The organism is Pontivivens ytuae, from assembly GCF_015679265.1.
In the GTDB taxonomy this organism is placed as follows: domain Bacteria; phylum Pseudomonadota; class Alphaproteobacteria; order Rhodobacterales; family Rhodobacteraceae; genus Pontivivens; species Pontivivens ytuae.
In genome coordinates, this window is record NZ_CP064942.1 from 2,789,783 (window position 1) to 2,808,590 (window position 18,808).

Annotated in this window: 21 protein-coding genes; 5 read left to right on the forward strand and 16 right to left on the reverse strand. The window is 67.7% G+C overall.

All coding sequences use genetic code 11. The features are described 5' to 3' along the window. Positions 1-83: 83 nt before the first annotated feature. The 5 genes from I0K15_RS13750 to I0K15_RS13770 all read right to left on the reverse strand — a co-directional run bounded on the left by I0K15_RS13750 (position 84) and on the right by I0K15_RS13770 (position 3,944). The gene (locus I0K15_RS13750) at positions 84-833 is read right to left on the reverse strand and encodes a hypothetical protein (RefSeq protein WP_196102078.1); all 750 of its coding nucleotides are present in this window, start codon (positions 831-833) and stop codon (positions 84-86) included. Positions 834-1,246: 413 nt separating this feature from the next. Next, positions 1,247-2,278, reverse strand: a complete 1,032-nt coding sequence (locus I0K15_RS13755; protein ID WP_196102079.1) for a MaoC family dehydratase — start codon at positions 2,276-2,278, stop codon at positions 1,247-1,249. Continuing rightward, positions 2,275-2,478, reverse strand: a complete 204-nt coding sequence (locus I0K15_RS13760; protein ID WP_196102080.1) for a DUF1737 domain-containing protein — start codon at positions 2,476-2,478, stop codon at positions 2,275-2,277. The genes I0K15_RS13755 and I0K15_RS13760 overlap by 4 nt, the downstream gene beginning before the upstream one ends. A 4-nt stretch (positions 2,479-2,482) precedes the next feature. Beyond that, complete coding sequence (locus I0K15_RS13765; protein ID WP_196102081.1) at positions 2,483-3,046, reverse strand: NnrU family protein; 564 nt, start codon at positions 3,044-3,046, stop codon at positions 2,483-2,485. A 40-nt stretch (positions 3,047-3,086) separates the two neighbouring features. Then, the gene (locus I0K15_RS13770) at positions 3,087-3,944 is read right to left on the reverse strand and encodes an HpcH/HpaI aldolase/citrate lyase family protein (RefSeq protein ID WP_196102082.1); all 858 of its coding nucleotides are present in this window, start codon (positions 3,942-3,944) and stop codon (positions 3,087-3,089) included. A gap of 214 nt (positions 3,945-4,158) precedes the next feature. Here I0K15_RS13770 and I0K15_RS13775 point away from each other — a divergent pair, with 214 nt between their 5' ends. Then, positions 4,159-4,473 (forward strand): hypothetical protein, encoded by a 315-nt coding sequence (locus I0K15_RS13775; protein ID WP_196102083.1) that lies wholly within the window; start codon positions 4,159-4,161, stop codon positions 4,471-4,473. Positions 4,474-4,669: 196 nt separating this feature from the next. On the opposite strand, the gene I0K15_RS13780 is transcribed toward I0K15_RS13775, so the two are convergent. From I0K15_RS13780 to I0K15_RS13785, 3 genes are read right to left on the reverse strand one after another with little or no spacing between them, the layout of a single operon-like run. Beyond that, a complete protein-coding gene (locus I0K15_RS13780; protein ID WP_230374122.1) occupies positions 4,670-5,422 on the reverse strand; it encodes a sulfite exporter TauE/SafE family protein in 753 nt (250 codons plus the stop codon). A 5-nt stretch (positions 5,423-5,427) separates the two neighbouring features. Then, positions 5,428-5,871, reverse strand: coding sequence for a response regulator (locus I0K15_RS21080; RefSeq protein ID WP_230374123.1), 444 nt, complete (start codon positions 5,869-5,871; stop codon positions 5,428-5,430). A gap of 32 nt (positions 5,872-5,903) precedes the next feature. Next, positions 5,904-7,187, reverse strand: coding sequence for a sensor histidine kinase (locus tag I0K15_RS13785; protein ID WP_196102085.1), 1,284 nt, complete (start codon positions 7,185-7,187; stop codon positions 5,904-5,906). Between the two features lie 155 nt (positions 7,188-7,342). Here I0K15_RS13785 and mdh point away from each other — a divergent pair, with 155 nt between their 5' ends. Beyond that, on the forward strand, positions 7,343-8,305 hold the full coding sequence (gene mdh, locus I0K15_RS13790) for a malate dehydrogenase (RefSeq protein WP_196102086.1): 963 nt from the start codon (positions 7,343-7,345) through the stop codon (positions 8,303-8,305). Positions 8,306-8,540: 235 nt separating this feature from the next. On the opposite strand, the gene I0K15_RS13795 is transcribed toward mdh, so the two are convergent. From I0K15_RS13795 to I0K15_RS13805, 3 genes are read right to left on the reverse strand one after another with little or no spacing between them, the layout of a single operon-like run. After that, the gene (locus I0K15_RS13795) at positions 8,541-9,527 is read right to left on the reverse strand and encodes an NAD(P)H-quinone oxidoreductase (protein ID WP_196102087.1); all 987 of its coding nucleotides are present in this window, start codon (positions 9,525-9,527) and stop codon (positions 8,541-8,543) included. A 10-nt stretch (positions 9,528-9,537) separates the two neighbouring features. Beyond that, positions 9,538-10,014, reverse strand: coding sequence for a hypothetical protein (locus tag I0K15_RS13800; RefSeq protein ID WP_196102088.1), 477 nt, complete (start codon positions 10,012-10,014; stop codon positions 9,538-9,540). Continuing rightward, the gene (locus I0K15_RS13805; RefSeq protein ID WP_230374124.1) at positions 10,004-10,861 is read right to left on the reverse strand and encodes a branched-chain amino acid aminotransferase; all 858 of its coding nucleotides are present in this window, start codon (positions 10,859-10,861) and stop codon (positions 10,004-10,006) included. The genes I0K15_RS13800 and I0K15_RS13805 overlap by 11 nt, the downstream gene beginning before the upstream one ends. Positions 10,862-10,979: 118 nt before the next feature. Here I0K15_RS13805 and accD point away from each other — a divergent pair, with 118 nt between their 5' ends. Together accD and I0K15_RS13815 are read left to right on the forward strand one after the other, a co-directional pair. Next, a complete protein-coding gene (gene accD / locus I0K15_RS13810) occupies positions 10,980-11,921 on the forward strand; it encodes an acetyl-CoA carboxylase, carboxyltransferase subunit beta (RefSeq protein ID WP_196102089.1) in 942 nt (313 codons plus the stop codon). After that, positions 11,918-13,183: a bifunctional folylpolyglutamate synthase/dihydrofolate synthase gene (locus I0K15_RS13815; protein WP_196102090.1), complete on the forward strand. Its 1,266-nt coding sequence runs from the start codon at positions 11,918-11,920 to the stop codon at positions 13,181-13,183. The genes accD and I0K15_RS13815 overlap by 4 nt, the downstream gene beginning before the upstream one ends. A 174-nt stretch (positions 13,184-13,357) precedes the next feature. Here the strand turns inward: I0K15_RS13815 and I0K15_RS13820 are convergent, their stop codons facing one another. Beyond that, complete coding sequence (locus tag I0K15_RS13820) at positions 13,358-14,161, reverse strand: SDR family NAD(P)-dependent oxidoreductase (protein ID WP_196102091.1); 804 nt, start codon at positions 14,159-14,161, stop codon at positions 13,358-13,360. A 115-nt stretch (positions 14,162-14,276) separates the two neighbouring features. Here I0K15_RS13820 and I0K15_RS13825 point away from each other — a divergent pair, with 115 nt between their 5' ends. Then, on the forward strand, positions 14,277-15,890 hold the full coding sequence (locus I0K15_RS13825) for an acyl-CoA synthetase (protein WP_196102092.1): 1,614 nt from the start codon (positions 14,277-14,279) through the stop codon (positions 15,888-15,890). A 52-nt stretch (positions 15,891-15,942) separates the two neighbouring features. On the opposite strand, the gene I0K15_RS13830 is transcribed toward I0K15_RS13825, so the two are convergent. The 4 genes from I0K15_RS13830 to I0K15_RS13845 all read right to left on the reverse strand — a co-directional run bounded on the left by I0K15_RS13830 (position 15,943) and on the right by I0K15_RS13845 (position 18,549). After that, on the reverse strand, positions 15,943-16,593 hold the full coding sequence (locus I0K15_RS13830; protein WP_196102093.1) for a thermonuclease family protein: 651 nt from the start codon (positions 16,591-16,593) through the stop codon (positions 15,943-15,945). 60 nt (positions 16,594-16,653) lie between these two features. Further along, a complete protein-coding gene (locus I0K15_RS13835) occupies positions 16,654-17,643 on the reverse strand; it encodes a class I SAM-dependent methyltransferase (RefSeq protein WP_196102094.1) in 990 nt (329 codons plus the stop codon). Positions 17,644-17,656: 13 nt separating this feature from the next. After that, positions 17,657-17,974, reverse strand: coding sequence for an ATP-dependent Clp protease adapter ClpS (clpS, locus tag I0K15_RS13840; RefSeq protein ID WP_230374125.1), 318 nt, complete (start codon positions 17,972-17,974; stop codon positions 17,657-17,659). 125 nt (positions 17,975-18,099) lie between these two features. Continuing rightward, positions 18,100-18,549, reverse strand: coding sequence for a phasin family protein (locus I0K15_RS13845; protein ID WP_196102096.1), 450 nt, complete (start codon positions 18,547-18,549; stop codon positions 18,100-18,102). Positions 18,550-18,808: the final 259 nt, after the last annotated feature.

The following is an 18,808-nucleotide window of genomic DNA, read 5'->3' on the forward strand; positions in this document are numbered from 1 at the left end:
GTATGCCGAGCGAAAACGTGAAAACTTGACGCAGGGGTGTCGAGCGTGATCACAAAATTTTTGCTGTGATCACGCTCTGAAAGTCAGTTGCAGCTGAGCAGGACGACCGCGAACTGTCCGGGTGCGACCCGGGTCACGCTGACATCGCAGCCCTCGGGCAGAATCTCAGTCGCACCAAGGGATTGTCCGACGCTAGCCGTGACGTATTCCTCGTTCAGGTAGCCGCCGAACATCTGCCCGTGCGACCGGGTGAAGGACAGCGGGATCGGCGTACCGCCCGGCGGCAGCAGCATCACGGCCTCGCCCATCTCGATGCGCATCGCACCGGCGTGGAGTTGGCTGACGAAGGCCGCCCCATCCTCGCCGTTGCCATCCGCGACGACGGCGGTAGCAGCGGAGCGCAGGGTCTCGATCGACGCGTCGAGGCGCGAGAGCTGCGCCCGGTCGGAGACGACGATCTCACCGGTTGAAATGGTGCCGGCCAGCTCCTGGATCACCTCGGCTGGATCGGCCGCGACGATCACCTTCTCCGACTTTGCGGAATAGGCCAGGCGCTCACCGGCGAGGGCGATGACGGCCCCCATGACGGTGAACATAAGAGCGGTGCGGGCACGCCGAGCAAAGCGCGGCGCGCTCGTTTTGTTGGCCGCCTGCGGCGCGTCGATCATGTCGTCGAGCGTGCGCGAACGGCGGGCCGCGCCCTTCTTGGGCTGCGACCTGGTCTGAAGCTCTGCCGCGTCGCGCCGCGCTTTCTCAAGCTGCGCGGCGTACATGGCATCGGCCTCAGCCATTTTCTCCTCGATCCAGGAGCGGGTTACACGCGAATCGGTCATGAATTGAGTGTATCGGCAAAAAATTGCTCAACCAAGAGGATAGCAGGGGGTGAAAAGGCCCCATGTTGAGAACAAACAACAGCAAAATGCCACGAGGTAGCCACATCGCCGCCCTTATTTTCATAGCTCTGGCGGCCCGATGTGCAGTTTGAAACCCGTGTTTGGAGAGGTTGAAGAAAATTCGTGCGGCCACCGTCGGGCGCCAAGTTGTTCTGCCGAAGTTGCAACAACTGTGCACAAACTGACATCAAATCCACTCAATGAGCCCCAGACGAGGGGGTGAGTCGCCTCTTCAGCCTCTATGATTCGCCGATTTGCGGGCAGTAAAGCGAAGTAAGCTTACGTAGGGTCAGCCTCTCGATAGGAATGCTCCGGGCAGGCTCCCCGCTCCAGTCAGGTCTGTCCGTGCGGTCTCACACAGGCAGCAACGCCCAGTAGTCGAGGTCGAGCAGGATGCCGGGTCGGTACTTCCCGTCCTCCCCGCGCAGCTCGCCCAGTGCATGGTCGGCGCCGGTCGCCACCAGCCGCAGCCGCAGCGCGCCGACGCCCGGCGCCGTCGTTTCGGCCTTGTCGAGCACCTCGGACCATGCGCGCACGGTGGTTCCGGCGAAGCACGGGTTGGCGTGGGCGCCCGCATTGATGCCCGCGATCATCTGCGCATTCGCGAGCCCGTTGAAGCTGAGCGCTCGGGCGAGGCTGATGACATGCCCGCCATAGATCAGTCGGCGGCCATCCTCCCGGTTGGTCGCGTCGAAATGCACCTTGGCCGTGTTCTGCCAGAGGCGCGTGGCCATCATGTGCTCCGCCTCCTCGACCGTCACGCCGTCCACGTGGTCGATTATCTCGCCCACCGCGTAGTCGCCCCCGCGGTGAGGCTCACCCGCCGCCGTGAAGTCGTAGGTGGAGAAGTCGAGGCCCGCGGGCACCACCAGATCCTCCGCTGCCAGGGCCGGTTTCAGCTCGGGCACCACGGTCTCCGGCGCCGGGGCGTCCGCGTCGCGCTTACGCACCATCACCCACCGGATGTAGTCGAGCACCGCCTGGCCGCGCTGGTTCTCACCCCGCGTGCGGACCCAGACCACGCCCGTCTTGCCGTTGGAGTTCTGCTTGAGCCCAATCACTTCGGACGTCGAACGCAGCGTGTCGCCAGGCCAGACCGGCTGCAGGAAGCGCCCCTCCGCATAGCCGAGATTGGCCACCGCGTTCAGCGAGATGTCCGGTACCGTCTTGCCGAAGACGGTATGGAACGCGATCAGGTCGTCGAGGGGGCTCGCCGCCAACCCGCAGCCCTGCGCGAACGTGTCCGCCGAATAGAGCGCATGCCGCGCGGGGTAGAGCGCGTGATAGAGCGCCCGCTCCCCCGCGCCGACGGTGCGCGGCACGGCGTGCGCGATCACCTGCCCGACGGCATAATCCTCGAAGAAGCGGCCCTCGTTGGTCTTCATAGCTCACCCAGTTTCATGGAGGGGTCGTAGGTGCCCGGCACGTCCTTGGTGACGGCCTGCGCGCACATCATCTTCCCCGTCTCCGCGTGATATGCGTAGGAGGGGTTGCCGTAGAGCTGCCAGCCCTTGGCGAGCGCGTCCGTCACCTTGTGGCAGAAGGCCGACGTGTCCTCGTGGGTCAGAAGGCGGTAGGCGATCATGGCGTTACCCCGGAAATGGCCAGACGAAATAGGCGTGGATGCCGGTGATCACGGCGTAGGCGACCAGCGTGATCACGACGAGACGGATGTCGCCCGCGATCGGGCCGGGCTCCGGCCGCTCCCATTCGGGCACGGCGCGGTTGATGGCCCGGATCTGGACGATGGACCAGAGGCCGAGGCCGCCGAAGAGGATCAGGGACTTCACGTCGCCATTGACCAGCAGGTGGGCGACCGCCCAGACACCGACGGCGGTCGTCATCGGATGGCGCATCCAGGCGCGGGCCTTCCCCTTCGAATGGCCTGCGCCGAGCAGGAAGACCGCGACCAGCATCAGCGTGTTGTTCACATGGGTCATCCAGGGCGGTGCGACCCAGAGCAGGGTGATGTCCGCACCGCGCCAGCCGACGATCATCAGGATGATGGAGAGCAGAAGCGCACCCGCGACCACCCCCTTCGAGGCATCGCCCATCCGCTCCTGCAGGTTTGCGCGGGCGGCGGGGGCCACGCGCTTGAAGAGATGCGCGCCCCACCAGAGGGCGACGCCGAGGATCAGGATGACGAGGGACATTGGGAGGCTCCGTGGCAAGTGGCTGCGGGCGGAGGGTAAATCAGGCCGCCGCTGCCTCCAAAGTGGCAATGGCCTCGGCTTCCGCCAACAGGCGGCGCGCGTTCTCCACGTGCAGGTTCTCCACGATGCGGCCGTTGACGACGGCGACACCGCCGCCCGTGCGCTCGACCTCCTCGAAGGCGGCAATCTGGGCGCGCGCTTCCTCGAGCGCCTCCTCGGACGGGGCGAAGACCGCGTTGGTGATGGCGAGCTGCGCCGGATGGATCAGCGTCTTGCCGTCGAAGCCCATGTCGCGGCCCTGCTCGCAGGCGGCGCGCAGGCCGTCCTCATCCTTGAAGGCGTTGTAGACCCCGTCGATGATGGCGAGCCCGTGGGCGCGGGCGGCTAGCAGGCAGAGGCCGAGGCCGGTGACGAGCGGCAGGCGCTCCGGCGTATGGGCGGCGTGGAGCTCCTTCACCAGATCGTTGGTGCCCATGACCATGCAGGTGAGGCCGGGCGCGGCGCCAATCTCGGCGGCGTTCAGCATGCCGAGCGGCGTTTCCATCATGGCCCAGAGCGGGATGTCGCCCGCGATCTTCCGCGCGGCGGCGAGGTCCTCGGCGCTGTTCACCTTGGGCAGCAGGATCGCGTCGGGTTGGGCCGCGGTGGCCGCCTCCAGATCCGCGGCGCCCCACGGCGTGTCGGCGCCGTTCACGCGAATTATGACCTCGCGCGGGCCGAAGGGTTTCGCCTTCACCCGGTCGCAGACGAGGTCGCGGGCCGCGTCCTTCTCCGCCGGGGCCACGGCGTCTTCCAGATCGAGGATCAGGGCGTCGGCGGGCAGCGACTGCGCCTTTTCCAGCGCCCGTTCCTTGGAGCCCGGCATGTAGAGGACGGAGCGGCGGGGGCGATGGGTCATGGCGGGTCTCCTCGTCGTGTCGCGGTGCAACATACACGGCGCGTGCGTGCGCGCAAGATTGTTTCGCGCATGGGGCGCCCGCGGCAGGCATCTGTCTCAACCTTTCGTTAACCATCCGCGCGCAGGATGAGGCGGCGCGGGGCTGCCCCTGCCGATTTTCCCAGAGCCTTTTTCGTTCACACCGCCCGCATTCCGGGCGCGCAAAGGATTTGTCATGACCGGATTTCAGAAGCACATCGCCGCCTCCCTCGCCTTTTTCGGGGCCGCGATCGCAGCGCTCGACGCACGGGCCGAGGGGGCGCCCTGTGGCCCCCGTGAGCAGGTGATCGAGCGACTGACGGGCCATTTCGGGGAGACGCGGCGGGCGATGGCCCTCGACCCGCGCGGGATCCTGGAGATCTTCGCCTCGGAGGAGACCGGCTCCTGGACCGTGACGATCACAACGCCGGAGGGCCTGACCTGCCTGATCGCGGCGGGCGAGCACTGGACAGATGCGCCGGGCGCGCCCGTGACAGGGCCGGGGGTCTAGTTTGAAACCCTATTGCCCGGCTGACAGGCCGGGCAGCGCCCGACCCTCCCGTCGTGCGAGGTGCACGCTTGCAGCGTGACGGGAGGGCGCTTTTGCGACGGATCGAGTATCGGCAGGCTGCTTGCTCATTTAAGCGGCTCAAGCAGGTCCGATGTTTCGCAGCGCCCACCCAGGCTCGGGCGCTGCCCTCATCTCATCAAACCAGCGCGTCCCAGATCAGCTTTGCCCCTGTGATCGTCAGCAGCACGTAGGTGATGCGGAAGAACAGGACCTCCGGCACCACCCTGTGCGCCCAGACGCCGATGAAGGTGCCGGCCAGCGCCACCGGGGCGAGGATCAGGTTGGCGACCGCCGTCTCTCGCGTGAAGAGCCCGAGGGCGAGGTAGGGAAAGAACTTCAGCACGTTCACCCACCAGAAGATGATGACCGTCGTGCCCTGATAGGCCTCCTTGGACAGCTGCTGGCCGAGGAGATGCACCGCCGCCGGTGGCCCGCCCGCGTGGCTGACGAAGGAGGTGAAGCCCGACACCGCGCCCCAGCCCATCGCCCGGTTGGCGGAGAAAGGCCGCGGCGGCACCGTGATCCAGCCTTGCCCCCGCCCGATCTGGAAGGCGACAAAGCCGAGGGCGATCGCCCCGATCGCCAACCGCACCGCGTCGTCGCTGGTGTAGCGGAAGAGGATCACGCCGAGCACGACGCCCGGCACCATCCCGATCATCAGCGCTCGCGCGTCCGGCCACGACCACTTGCGCCAGTAGGGTCGCAGGTTCGCGATATCCATCAGCATCAGGAGCGGCAGCATCACCCCGACGGCAAGCTGCGGCGGCACGACCAGCGCCAGCAGAGGCGCGGCGGCAAATGCCGCGCCCGAGCCGAAGCCGCCCTTCGAGATCCCGGCGAAGATCACCGCCGGCACCGCGAGTGCGAAGAAGGTCGCGTCGAGCTCCACTCGGGTCAGTCCGTGGCGTCGACCAGTGCGGCGAGCAGCGCCTGCATGTCGGCGGGTTTGGCGAAGATCGCCGCGGCATCGAACCGGGCGGCGATGGCCGCGGGGCTGGCATGGCCGGTGTGAAAGACCAGCGGCACGCCCCGTTCGGCCAGCCATTCGGCGAGCGGATAGACCTCCTCGCCGCAGAGGTTCACGTCGAGGAGTGCGGCGGAGGGCAGGTTGTCCTGCGCTTTGGCCAGCGACAGCCCCTCGCCGACCTGCGCGACGGGGCCGAGGATCAGGGCGCCGGCTTCGGCGAGCGTGATCTCCAGATCGAGCGCCATCAGCGCCTCGTCCTCGGCGATGAGGATGGTGCGGCCTGCGAGCGGGCTGTCGGGCTGTTCGGGCGGCGCGGGTGCCGGAGTGGCTCGCCCCCCGGTCTCCGAAGGGGCGCATTGAATGGTCGGCATGGGCACTCCTTCGCGCGGCGGGGCCGCATTGCTCACATGATCGGGATACGGAGCCGGGCGCGCAAGCCCTCTGGCGTCGGCTCCACCTCGATCTCGCCGTCGAGCTGGCGGGCGGAGGAGCGCATCATGACCGAGCCGAACCCTTCGGTGACGTCGGCCGGGTCGAGGGTCACGCCCCGCTCCTGCCAGTGGAGCTCCACCCCGTCGCGCGTCGTCTCCCACCGGATGTCGAGCGCGCCGCCATCGCGGCAGAGCGCCCCGTACTTCGCGGCATTGGTGCTGAGCTCGTGCAGGATCAGACCCAGCGGCGTTACGGCGGAGATCGGGAGGCTGACCGCCGGCCCCTCAATCGTGATCTGCGCGCCGGTGTCGCGATAGGGCGCCAGCGCGGCCTCGGCGAGGTCCTGCAGGGCGGCGGCCCGCGTCTCCAACTGGCCGATGCTCACCGAATGCGCGACGGAGAGCGCGTGGACCCGGTCGCGAACCTTGCCAAGCGCGGTCTGAACGTCGCTCTCGTCTCGGCTGGAGCGGCTGATGATGGCGAGGATCACGGCGAAGAGGTTCTTGACCCGGTGGTTCAGCTCGCGCGCCAGCAGGTCCGACCGCTCCCGCGCCTCGCGCAAGGCGGCGGCGTCGCGGGCGGCGGCTTCGGCGAGTGTCGTGCGCCGCTCCAGCCAGAGGCCGAGCATCATCAGCAGGACCAGCAGGACGCCGATGATGCCGACGACGGGGATGCTGAACGCCTCGCGCTGTTCGGCGCGGACGACGGCCTGTTCGAGGACGGCGAGCTCCTCGTCCTGAAGCTGGGAGATCGCGATCCGGAACGCGTCCATGATCTGCTTGCCGCGATCGGATTCGATCCGTGCGATCGCCTCGTCCCGCCGGTCCTCGCGGATCAGCACGACCGACGCGGCGAGCTCATCGAGCTTGCGGGTCGCAAGCTCCCGCACCTGTTCGGCGAGTTCCACCTGCCGCTGAGTGCCGCCGCGCATCAGCTCCACCTCGAGCTGGTCGATCTGGTCGAGCCAGATGGCCCGCGCCCGGGTGTAGGGCGTCAGGTATTGCGGATCGCCCGTCAGGACATAGCCGCGTTGCCCGGTCTCCGCATCGATGCCGGCCTGCAGCGTGGTGCTGAGCGTGCGCAGGATCGCGTTGGTCTGGCGGACCTGCTCGCGCGCCTCGCGCTCTGCCCGGATCGTGAGGGTCAGCATCGCGGCGCCGACGCCCAGGAGGACGCACAGCACGATCAGCAGCAGTCGGGAGGATATGCTCGTCGTGGGCCGCCGCGGGCGAACCGCGCCGTCGGTGGTGTCCATCGGGGTCGTCTCCGCGACATGGTGCGGTGCAGCGTGAACCGGACAATACCGTGGCCCGCGCCCGCCGCCAAGGCAGGCGGGAGAATTCTTGCGATGTGATCCCGCACCCGGTACACGGCGGCATACCTTACCAACGGCCAACATGGAGAACGGACATGGCGAGAGCGAAGATCGCGCTGATCGGCGCAGGACAGATCGGCGGCACGCTGGCGCATCTGGTGGGGCTCAAGGAGCTCGGCGACGTGGTGCTCTTCGATATCGCCGAGGGCATCCCGCAGGGCAAGGCGCTCGACATCGCCGAGTCTTCGCCGGTCGACGGGTTCGACGCCGCCCTGTCCGGCGCGCAGGACTATTCGGAGATTGCGGGCGCGGACGTGTGCATCGTGACCGCCGGTGTCGCGCGCAAGCCCGGCATGAGCCGCGACGACCTTCTGGGCATCAACCTCAAGGTCATGAAGTCGGTGGGCGAGGGCATCAAGGCGCACGCGCCCGACGCCTTCGTGATCTGCATCACCAACCCACTCGACGCTATGGTCTGGGCGCTGCGCGAGTTCTCCGGCCTACCGCATGAGAAGGTCGTGGGCATGGCGGGCGTGCTCGATTCCGCGCGCTTCCGCTACTTCCTGGCCGAGGAGTTCGACGTGTCGGTGAAAGATGTCACGGCCTTCGTGCTCGGTGGCCACGGCGACACGATGGTGCCGCTGACGCGCTATTCGACGGTGGCGGGTATTCCGCTGCCGGACCTGGTGCAGATGGGCTGGACGACGCAGGACAAGCTCGATGCCATCGTGCAGCGCACCCGCGACGGCGGGGCGGAGATCGTGGGCCTGCTGAAGACGGGCTCGGCGTTCTACGCGCCTGCGGCCTCGGCGGTGCAGATGGCCGAGAGCTACCTCAAGGATCAGAAGCGCGTTCTGCCCGCGGCGGCCTTCGTGGACGGCAAGTACGGCCTCGATGGCATGTATGTCGGCGTGCCCACGGTGATCGGCAAGGACGGCATCGAGCGCATCGTCGAGATCAGCATGAACGACGACGAGAACGCGATGTTCCAGAACTCGGTGAACGCGGTGAAGGGCCTTGTGGAGGCCTGCAAGGGCATCGACGAGACGCTGGCCTGATCGGGTCGTAACTCTGACGACGGACGGGGCCTGCGGGCCCCGTTTTGCTTTCGGCGTGGTTCGTTATTCATCTGTCACGCCCGGCGGCCACGCCGGGCCGCGCCCGACCTCCCCCAGAGGGCGCGTTGGCGATGCCATTCATTGAAGTAGTGACGAGGGTGCTTGAGGGGGCGGGCCTCTCAAATCTGTTTCACAAGCGCCCTCCAGGTCGGGCGCGGCCCTTGTCGCTTCGTGCTCAGGGCACCAACACGATCTTGCCGATGTGGCCGGAGCTCTCCATGCGGGCGTGCGCCTCGGCCGCCTTCTCCAGCGGGAAGGTCGAATCCATGACCGGGGCGATGCGGCCCGCGGCGAGTAGCGGCCAGACCTCGCGCTCCAGCACCTCGGCCACCGCCGCCTTGTCCTGCACCGAGCGGGGCCGCAGGGTGGAGCCGGTCAGCGTCAGCCGCTTCGTCATGACTTGGGCGAAGTTCACCTCCGCCTTAGGTCCGCCGAGGAAGGCGATCATCGACAGCCGCCCGTCCATGGCGAGCGCCCGCACGTTGCGCGGGACATAGTCGCCGCCGACCATGTCGAGGATCACGTCGACGCCGCGCCCGCCCGTCGCCCCCTTCACCACCTCCACGAAGTCCTCGTCGCGGTAGTTGATGGCCCGCTCCGCGCCGAGCCGCTCGCACGCCGCGCATTTCTCCGCTGAGCCTGCTGTGGCGAAGACGCGCGCACCGCGGGCTTTCGCGAGCTGGATTGACGTGGTGCCGATGCCCGAGGAGCCGCCATGGACGAGGAACGTCTCGCCCGCCTTCAGCGCCGCCCGCTCGAAGACGTTGATCCACACGGTGAAGAAGGTCTCGCAGAGCGCCGCGGCCTCCTCCCACCCGATGCCTTCGGGCACGGGTAGGGCGTGGTCGGCGGGTGTGACGACATATTCCGCGTAGCCGCCGCCGGGCAGCAGGGCTGTGACCGCGTTGCCCTCTTTCCAGCGCGACGCGCCGGGGCCGACGGCGGCGACCTCGCCCGCGGCCTCCAGCCCCGGCAGGTCGGAGGCGCCCGGCGGCGGGTCGTAGGCGCCCGCGCGTTGCAGGGCGTCGGGGCGGTTCACGCCCGCGGCCTTCACCCGGATCAGGATCTCGCCCGCCGCGGGCTCCGGCACCGGGCGCATGGCAGCCACCAGCACCTCCGGCCCGCCGGGTTTCGAGATCTCGATGCAGCGCATGTCGGCCATGGGTCCCTCGTCAGAGCAGGTGGTGGATTGCGCGCGGCGTGATCTTGCGCAGCGCGCCGTCATTCAACGCCGTGTGCCGCCACAGATGGTAGATCGCGTGAAGGATGACGGCGAAGAGCATCACCTTCACCACCAGATCCTGAGCTGTGACCGCCCAGTCCGGCACCCCGCCGAGCCCTGCTGCGGGCGTAACCACTACTGCCCCCGCCAGCAGCGGCAGCGAGAGGTAAAGCGCATGGTGCGCGGGCCGGTGGACGCGCCGCGCCAGCCCCTCCAGCTTCGGCCCCGGTTTGAAGAGCAGGCCGCGCAGGGCGTAGAGCGCGAACCAGATCGCGGCGACCCCGGCCACGAGCAGGGCGGCGATCACGTGGGGCAGGGGTGCGGCGGGCGGCTTCCACTCGAAGGGCACGGAGACGAACCACAGGATCCCGGCGAAGCTGAGCCAATGCAGCCAGAGGATCGCGATGCGCCGCGTGTCACGCCCCATGGGCATAGGACCAGTAGAGCTCCCGCGCGCGCCGAGTGACGGGGCCGAGCTGCATCTCCCGCTCCTCGAACCGCTTCACGCCCATGACTTTGGCGGCATTGCCGGTCAGGAAGATCTCGTCGGCCGCCGCGAAGTCCTCCACGCGCAGCGAGGCCTCCTCCACTTCAGTGCCGTCCTCGCGCAGCAGCGCGATGACCCGCTGCCGGGTGATCCCGTCGAGGAAGGTGCCGTTGGGCACCGGCGTGCGCACCACGCCGTCCTTCACCAGAAAGGCGTTGGTCGTCGCCGTCTCCGCCACGTTGTCCTCGAAATCGAGGCTCAACGCATTGTCGAAGCCGCGGGACTTCGCCTCGGTCAGCATCCGGCCGTTGTTGGGATAGAGGCAGGCGGCCTTCGCCTCGGTCAGCGCCATGTCGGGGCGGGGGCGGCGGAAGGGGGAGACCGTCAGCGAGATCGCACCTAGCGGCGGCACCGGGAAATCCTCGATCGTCAGCGCGAAGACGCAGGAGCCGGGATCGGGCGCGATCAGGTTCGCGGCACCCTCCGCACTCCACATCATCGGGCGGATGTAGAGCTCGGCATCATCGGGATACATCGCGATCCCCTCGCGGGCGATCCGCTCGATCTCGTCCGCCTCGACCGGCGGCTCCATCCCCATCGCGCGGGCGGAGCGGACGACGCGGGCGCAGTGCAGGTCGAGATCGGGGGAGACGCCCTCGAAGGTCCGCGCGCCGTCGAAGACCAGCGTGCCGAGCCATGTCGCGTGGTCCGCGGCCCCCAGGATCGCGGGGTTCCCCTCGTGCCAGCGCCCCTTGAACCAGGTCCGGATCTGCGTGCCGAGCGCCATGCCGTCCTCCCCCCTTATTGTGTCAGTTGTCCTGACCCTAGGCACCGCCTGCCGTCGTTGCAATCGCCTGCATCGGGCTTTATCTGACGGCCAACCGAGAAAAGGACCGCCCGCGCCCATGAGCTGGATTTCCAACTTCACCCGTCCGATGATCAACTCGCTGTTCTCGCGGCGCGAGGTGCCGGAGAACCTCTGGTCCAAGTGCGACAATTGCGGGACGATGCTGTTTCACCGGGAGCTCAAGGACGCGCTCTATACCTGCCAGAACTGCAACCACCACATGGTGATCGGCGCGCGGGAGCGGCTGGAATCGCTCTTCGACGGCAGCGTCTATACCGAGATCCAGGTGAAGGATCCGGTCGCAGATCCGCTGCATTTCCGCGATCAGAAGCCCTACACCAAGCGCATGGCCGATGCGCGCAAGACCACCGGCGAGCATGAGGCGATGGTCGTCGCCGAAGGCCGGATCGGGGATCTGCGAAGCGTCGTGGCGGTGCAGGACTTCTCCTTCATGGCCGGATCCATGGGCATGTATGTCGGCAATGCGATCATCGCGGCGGCCGAGCGCGCGGTGAAGATCAAGGCGCCGCTGGTCCTCTTCTCCGCCGCCGGCGGCGCGCGGATGCAGGAGGGGATTCTCAGCCTCATGCAGATGCCGCGCACCACCGTCGCGGTGAACATGGTGAAGGAAGCGGGGCTGCCCTACATCGTCGTCCTCACCCATCCCACCACCGGCGGCGTGACCGCGAGCTATGCGATGCTGGGCGACGTGCAGATCGCGGAGCCCAACGCGCTGATCTGCTTCGCCGGGCCGCGGGTTATCGAACAGACGATCCGGGAGAAGTTGCCGGAGGGCTTTCAGCGGGCCGAGTACCTGCTCGACCACGGGATGCTCGACCGCGTGGTGGACCGCAAGGCGATGCGCAACGAACTCGCGACGCTGCTGCGCCTGCTGATGAACGAGCGGCCGCGCAGCCATGGCGACCTGCCAGCGCCTGCGAAGGAGGTCATGCCCGCGCCGGCCGCCGCAACCGTCCCGCCGATGTCCCAGCAGGAATGAGCGCACCCACATCGGACGCGGTGTTGCAGCGGCTGATGTCGCTGCACCCCAAGGTGATCGACCTGACGCTGGACCGGATGGAGCGCCTGCTTGCCGCGCTCGGCCATCCCGAGCGCGACCTGCCCCCCGTGGTGCATGTGGCAGGCACCAACGGCAAGGGCTCCACCATCGCGATGATGCGCGCGGGGCTGGAGTCTGCGGGCCAGCGCGTCTCCGTCTACACCTCCCCCCATCTGGCGCGGTTTCACGAGCGCATTCGCCTGCCGGACGGCCTGATCGGCGAGGCGGATCTGATGGCACTGCTTGAGGAGTGCGAGGCGGTGAACGGCGGCGCGCCGATCACCTATTTCGAGATCACGACCTGCGCGGCGTTTCTGGCCTTCGCCCGGACGCCCGCCGACTACCTGCTGCTGGAGGTGGGGCTCGGCGGCCGGCTCGACGCGACCAACGTGGTGGACCGCCCGGCGCTCAGCATCATCACGCCGGTCTCCCTCGACCACCAGCAGTTTCTTGGCGAGCGGGTGGAGCAGATCGCGGGTGAGAAGGCCGGGATCCTGAAGCGCGGCGTGCCTGCCGTGATCGCCCGCCAGTCCGACGCCGCCCGCGCGGTGATCGAGGCACGGGCGGAGGCGGTCGGTGCGCCGCTCACCATCGGCGGGCAGGACTGGGATGTCTACGAGGATCAGGGTCGGCTCGCGTTCTTCGACCAGGACGGCCTGCTGGACCTGCCGATGCCGAACCTGATCGGCGCGCATCAGGTGCAGAACGCTGGGACGGCGCTGGCCGGGCTGCGGATGCTGGGCTTCGATGAGGCCGCTTGCGAGGCGGCGGTGACGCGCGCCGAGTGGCCCGCCCGGATGCAGCGCCTGCGCCACGGTCCGCTGGTTGAGGCCGCGGGCGACCGCGACCTCTGGCTCGACGGGGGGCACAACGTGGCGGCGGGCGAGGCATTGGCCGAGGCGCTGGGCCGCCTGCCGGCCCGTCCGCTCCACGTGATCTGCGGGATGATGAACACGAAGGACGCGAAGGGCTTCCTGACCCCGCTCGCGCGGATCGCCGGTAGCCTGCAGGCGGTCGCAGTACCCGGGGAGGCGAACGCCGCCGATCCCGAAGCACTGGCCGCGGCGGCGTCGGAGCAGGGCATGGAAGCGGCGGTTGCGCCGGGCGTTGCCAGCGCCGTGGATGCCGCGCCGCCGGATGCCCGCTTGCTGATCTGTGGTTCGCTTTATCTGGCTGGATACGTCCTGCGCGAGAACGGCTAAAGCAGAAGAGACACCGCCCGGCGGCACCGCCGGGCAGCGCCCGACCCTCCCCACGGGAGGGCGCTTTTACAGCTGATCACGAAGCGGTGCCCACTGAGTATGTTGTGATGGCGCAAGCCGTAAGTATGTCGTGCAGCGCCCACCCAGGGTCGGGCGCTGCCCTCAGCGCCAAGCTCAGCCCGAAGGCGCGTCTAACGGGTCGAGGTTGGTCCGACCGCCGTCCACGCCGAGGATCTGACCCGTGATGAAGCTCGCCTTGTCCGACGCGAGGAAGAGGGCCGCCTCCGCCGCTTCCTCCGCATCGCCGATCCGGCCGAGCGGCGTGACGGCGGTGAGCTCGTCGCGCAGCTCCTCCCGCTCCTTCAGCGCTTCCTTCAGGTGGCCGGTCATGACGCCGCCCAAGGCAATCGCGTTCACCCGCACGCCCTTCGGCGCCAGCGCCACCGCAAGGCTGCGCGTCATCTGGTCGAGTGCCGCACAGCTCACCGAATAGGCGAGCAGCTCCGGCAGCGTCCGCTGCGAGGCGATGGAGGTCACGTTCACGATCGCACCGACAGCCCGGCCGCCTTCCTCCGCCTCACCTTGCGTGATCATCTTGCGCGCAACCATCTGGCTGAGCCGCAGCGCGTTCTTCACGTTCTGCTGCATGAGCTGGTCGAAGACCTCGCCCGACGGGTCCAGCGGGTCGGAGGAGATCACCTGCCGCGCCGCGTTCACCAGGATGTCCACCCGGTCGAAGCTGTCGATGGTCGTCGCCATCAGGTTCGCGATCGACAGCTTCTCGCGCAGGTCGCAGGAGAAGCTCTGCAGCCGGTCGCTGTCCTTCTTGATGTTGCGGACCTCTTCCTCGAGCTTTTCGTCGTCGATGTCGGCCATCATGACCTTGGCGCCTTCCGCGCAGAATTTCCGCGCGATGGCGAGGCCCACGCCGCTCGCCGCCCCCGTCACGATGACGGATTTGCCCGCTACCGATCCCATCTCTCACCCGTTCGATGCCAGCCGTCCCCGCGGCAGAGCGGTCATATAGGCGGTTTCTCGCGGAGTTGCGAGGGGGTCCCGCTCTGCTATCAAGGAGGAAAACAGGGAGGGCGCGATGCCGACGGAAGCCGACTACAACGAGGCGTTGCCGCGGTGCGCCGCGAACCACCAGCCGCTGACCCCGCTGACGCTGCTCGCACGCGCCGCACTGGTGCACCCGCGCCACGTCGCTGTGATCCACGGGGAACAGCGGTTCAGCTATCAGGAGCTTTACGCGCGGGCGCGTCGGCTGGCCTCCGCCCTCGCCGCGTCGGGAATCGGGCGGGGGGATACGGTGGCGGCACTCCTTCTCAACACCCCGCCGATGATCGAGGCGCATTACGGCGTGCCGATGTGCGGTGCGGTGCTCAACGCGATCAATACGCGGCTCGACGCGGACGGGATCGGCTTCATCCTGCGGCATGGCGAGGCGAAAGCGCTGCTGGTCGATGCGGAGCTGCGCGCATTGGCCGAGGATGCCCGTGCGGGCATGGACGCCCCGCCGCGGCTGATCGAGTACGCCGATCCAACGGTGAGCGCAGTTGATTGCGCCTACGAGGCGTTCCTCGCCACCGGTGCGGCGGACTACGACTGGCAGATGCCGCGGGACGAGTGGGACGCGATCAGCCTCAACTACACCTCTGGCACGACTGGCAATCCGAAGGGGGTCGTATATCACCACCGCGGCGCGATGCTGCTGGCCACCGGCAACGTGCTGCACGCGGCGATGGGGCAGCATCCGGTCTACCTGTGGACCCTGCCGATGTTCCACTGCAATGGCTGGTGCTTCCCCTGGTCGCTGAGTGCGGTGGCCGGGACCCATGTGTGCCTGCGGCAGGTGCGGGCGAAGGCGATGTTCGACGCGATCGCGGATCACGGCGTGACCCATATGTGCGGCGCGCCGATCGTGATGAGCACGCTGCTGGATGCGCCCGACGATCAGCGCCGTGACCTGCCGCACCGGGTTTCTTTCTTCACCGCCGCGGCTCCGCCGCCGGAGAGCGTGCTGGCGGCCATGGGTGCCGCGGGCTTCGACGTAACCCATCTTTACGGGCTGACGGAGGTCTACGGGCCGTCGGTCATCAACGAATGGCACTTGGACTGGGACGGGCTCGACGGAGCGGAGCAGGCGCGGCTCAAGGCGCGGCAAGGCGTACGCTATGCGGCGCTGGAGGAACTCGAGGTGCTGGGCGAGGACGACGCGCCGGTGCCCGCCGATGGCGAGACGCTGGGCGAGGTTGTGATGCGCGGCAACGTCGTGATGAAGGGATACTTCCGCAATTCGGACGCGACAGAGCAGGCCTTCAAGGGCGGGTGGTTCCGGACCGGTGACCTCGGCGTGAAGCATCCAGACGGCTACATCCAGCTCCGCGACCGCGCGAAGGACATCATTATCTCGGGAGGCGAGAACATCTCCTCCATCGAGGTGGAGGAGGAGCTCTATCGCCACCCTGCCGTCGCGTTCTGCGCGGTCGTCGCGAAACCGGACGAGAAGTGGGGCGAAACGCCCTGCGCCTTCATCGAGCTGCGGCCGGGCGCGGAGGTGACGGCGGAGGAGATCATCGCCCATTGCCGCGCCGGCCTCGCGCATTTCAAGGCGCCGCGGCACGTGGTGTTCGGTGAGCTGCCCAAGACTTCCACCGGCAAGATCCAGAAGTTCGAGCTGCGCGACCGGGCCCGTGGGATGTAGAGGGCGGGACCGCCTCCGGCGGGCGTGTTTCGGGAAAGATGAAGGGGCGGCGTCAGCTCGTCGGGGCGCCGGGCGCGCGCCAGCCCGCGGCCTCGGCTTCTGCCACGGAGCAGAACCAGCGCTCGCCGCGGGAGAGGTCGATTCGCGTGGCGCCGTAGCTGCGGGACTCGCCCGGCACGTGGTAGATGCGGCCGTTGGCGGAGATGTTGCCCTTGATGGCGCACTCCGCCGGATTGATGTCCGCCGTGTCGACGGCGCCGATCCGCCACGCCCTGCCGGAGGCGAGGCCGTGGGGCCAGAGGCCCTTATCCGCCGCCCGTGCCGCCGCGGTCTGCGGGGCGTAGTTCGGAGCGTAGCGCGCGTCGTCGACGGCGTAGCCTTCGCTCACCATCCAGTCGCCGAGTGTCTGCCCGTCCGGGGTGTGGCAGGTGGCGATGATCCGGTTTCCGTGGCGCGTGCCGTCGGGAACGCAGGTGATGGGTTGGTCGGCGACGTGTTTCCGGAGTTCTTCGGCGGCGACCGCCCCGCAGGCCGTTGTGCCACAATGCTGGTCCCGCTCCGGCGCGTCGAAGCCGGAGAGGCGGATGCGGTGCTCGCCCATGCGGATCGTGTCGCCGTCGATGACGGTTGCCGGGCCGGTGAAGGTGTCGGCTGCTGCGGGTGACACGGTGAGGAGGGCGAGGAGGATCAGGCGTGTTAACATTCGTTAACACTTGGTCGCCGCGGATGGCGTTAACAAGTGTTAACGACTTTAAAGGGTTAATCAGCTCTTCGGGCGGCGCGCGCGGAAGAGCTTGTAGACGCCGCTGCCCGGTAGCTCCTCCCAATCGCGGAAGGCGGCGTTCAGCGCGGCCTCGTAAGGAAGCTGGCGGTTGGCCACGATCAGCGCGTTGCCCGAGGGCGCGAGTACCCGCGCCGCCGCCGCGATGAAGGCCTGGCCGAGGCCGGGCTCCGCCGCGCGGCCCGAGTGAAACGGGGGATTCGTGATCACCCAGTCGAAGCTGTCGCCGGGCAGCGCGGTCACGTCGGCCCAGTGGAACCGGGCGCGAGCGTCCGTCACGTTGCGCTGGGCGGCGTCGAGCGCCAGCCCCTCGGCCTCGTAGAGCGCGACCTCGGTGACCTCGGGTGCGGCCTCCAGCAGTTGCGCCGAGAGCCAGCCCCAGCCTGCGCCGAGATCGGCGACGCGGCCCGCGATCTCCGGCCCGAATCGGGCGGCGAGAAGCTCTGAACCCGGATCGACCCGGTCGGGGCTGAACATGCCCGGTGCGGTGTGGAAGCCATCGGCGTTCTGGCGCAGCGCAGCATCCGCGGCCCAGTCGGGCGGCGGCGGGCTGGCGGGATCCTTCAGGGTCCAGAAGAGCTTGCCATGCGCCTTCGCCACGACCTCCGCTACGGGCATCACCTTGCGGACCTGTTTCAGCACGCTGTCGATACCGTCGGTTTTTGCGCCTGTGACGATCAGAGACGCGCCGTCGGGCAGCACGTCCCAGGCGCGGGCGATGTTCCCGAGGTTCTCCGCCCGGGCGCGGGTCAGACAAACGAGCGCGGCTTCCGCCGGCTCGAGCGCCTCGAACCGCGTCAGCCCTAGACGCCCCAGCGTGTCGTGATCGGGACGAAAACTCTGGAGGCAGCGCAGCCGGTCGCGATGCTCGGACCAGCCCGGCTCCGGCCGGGGCCGCAGGCACAGCACCGGCCCCTCGGGCCAGGGCAGCCCCGCCGCGAGGGCGTGATCGAGACGGTCCGCGTCGCTCATGCGGCCGGCCGTCTCATTCCTTTTCCATGGTGCATTGCAGGGGGTGCTGGTTGCGCTGGGCGTAGTCCATCACCTGCGTCACCTTCGTCTCCGCGATCTCGCGGGAGAAGACGCCGACCACCGCCACGCCCTTCTTGTGGACGGTGAGCATGATCTCGACCGCCTGGGCATGGGATATGCCGAAGAACCGCTGGAGCACGTGAACCACGAACTCCATCGGCGTGTAATCATCGTTGAGAAGCAACACCTTGTAGAGCGGTGGCTTCTTCGTTTTCGGGCGGGTCTTGGTGACGACGGCGGCATCGCCGTCCTCATCCTCGTTGTCCGCCATGAGGGTAATTGCGTGTCTGGAAATCATTGATCCGACCCATAGTCAGACCGACAATATATCGGCGGAGCGCCGACAGAAAAGGGGGCCGGAGCCCCCTTTTCCACATCGTGTGACAGATTGCCCGATCAGGCGGTCATGGATTTCATGGCCGAGGTCGCGGCGGTCATGCGCTCACCCATCGGGGCGGACACGTCCTTGGCGGCGGCCATCATCATCTCGTTCATCTTCGTGGTCTGCTTCATCCAGCCGTCGAACATGGACTGGGCGAAGGCGGACTGCTTCTCGAAGAGCTCGGTCATGGTCTTGGCGGAGGCCATGTCCTTCGCCGCGGCCACGCTCTCCTCGAAGGAGCGCTTGGTGAAAGAGGACACTTCGTTGCCGAAGCCCTCGGCGGCCTTCGCGGCGATCTCGCCGGACTTGACCATCGCGTCCAGGTTCTCCTGACCGAAGGAGGAAGCCTCTTCGAAGCCCTTGGTCATCTTCTCGACCGTGTCGGTCATGGTCTTCTGAGCGTCAGCTGCGAAGCTCTCCATCTGAGCGGCAGCGTCTTTTGCAGTCGTCTTGGTCGTCGCCATTTTGAAACTCCTCGTTTACTCGGCGGAAGGGGTGGTGTCCGCTTCTGGAGGAAACATAGAGATTATGTTGCGCTGCGTCAAGGATTTTGTGCTGCAGTGCACAAAATATGATTATTGATATAAATCAACTTCTTGAGGCGGAATTGCATACAACCTTAGCGGGATTGACGTCCGGGCGGTTACCCTTTGGCGGAAATTCACACAGTGCTCGGACAAAAGACAAGATAATCGTTGATTGTCAGAGGGGTGCGCTGCAATA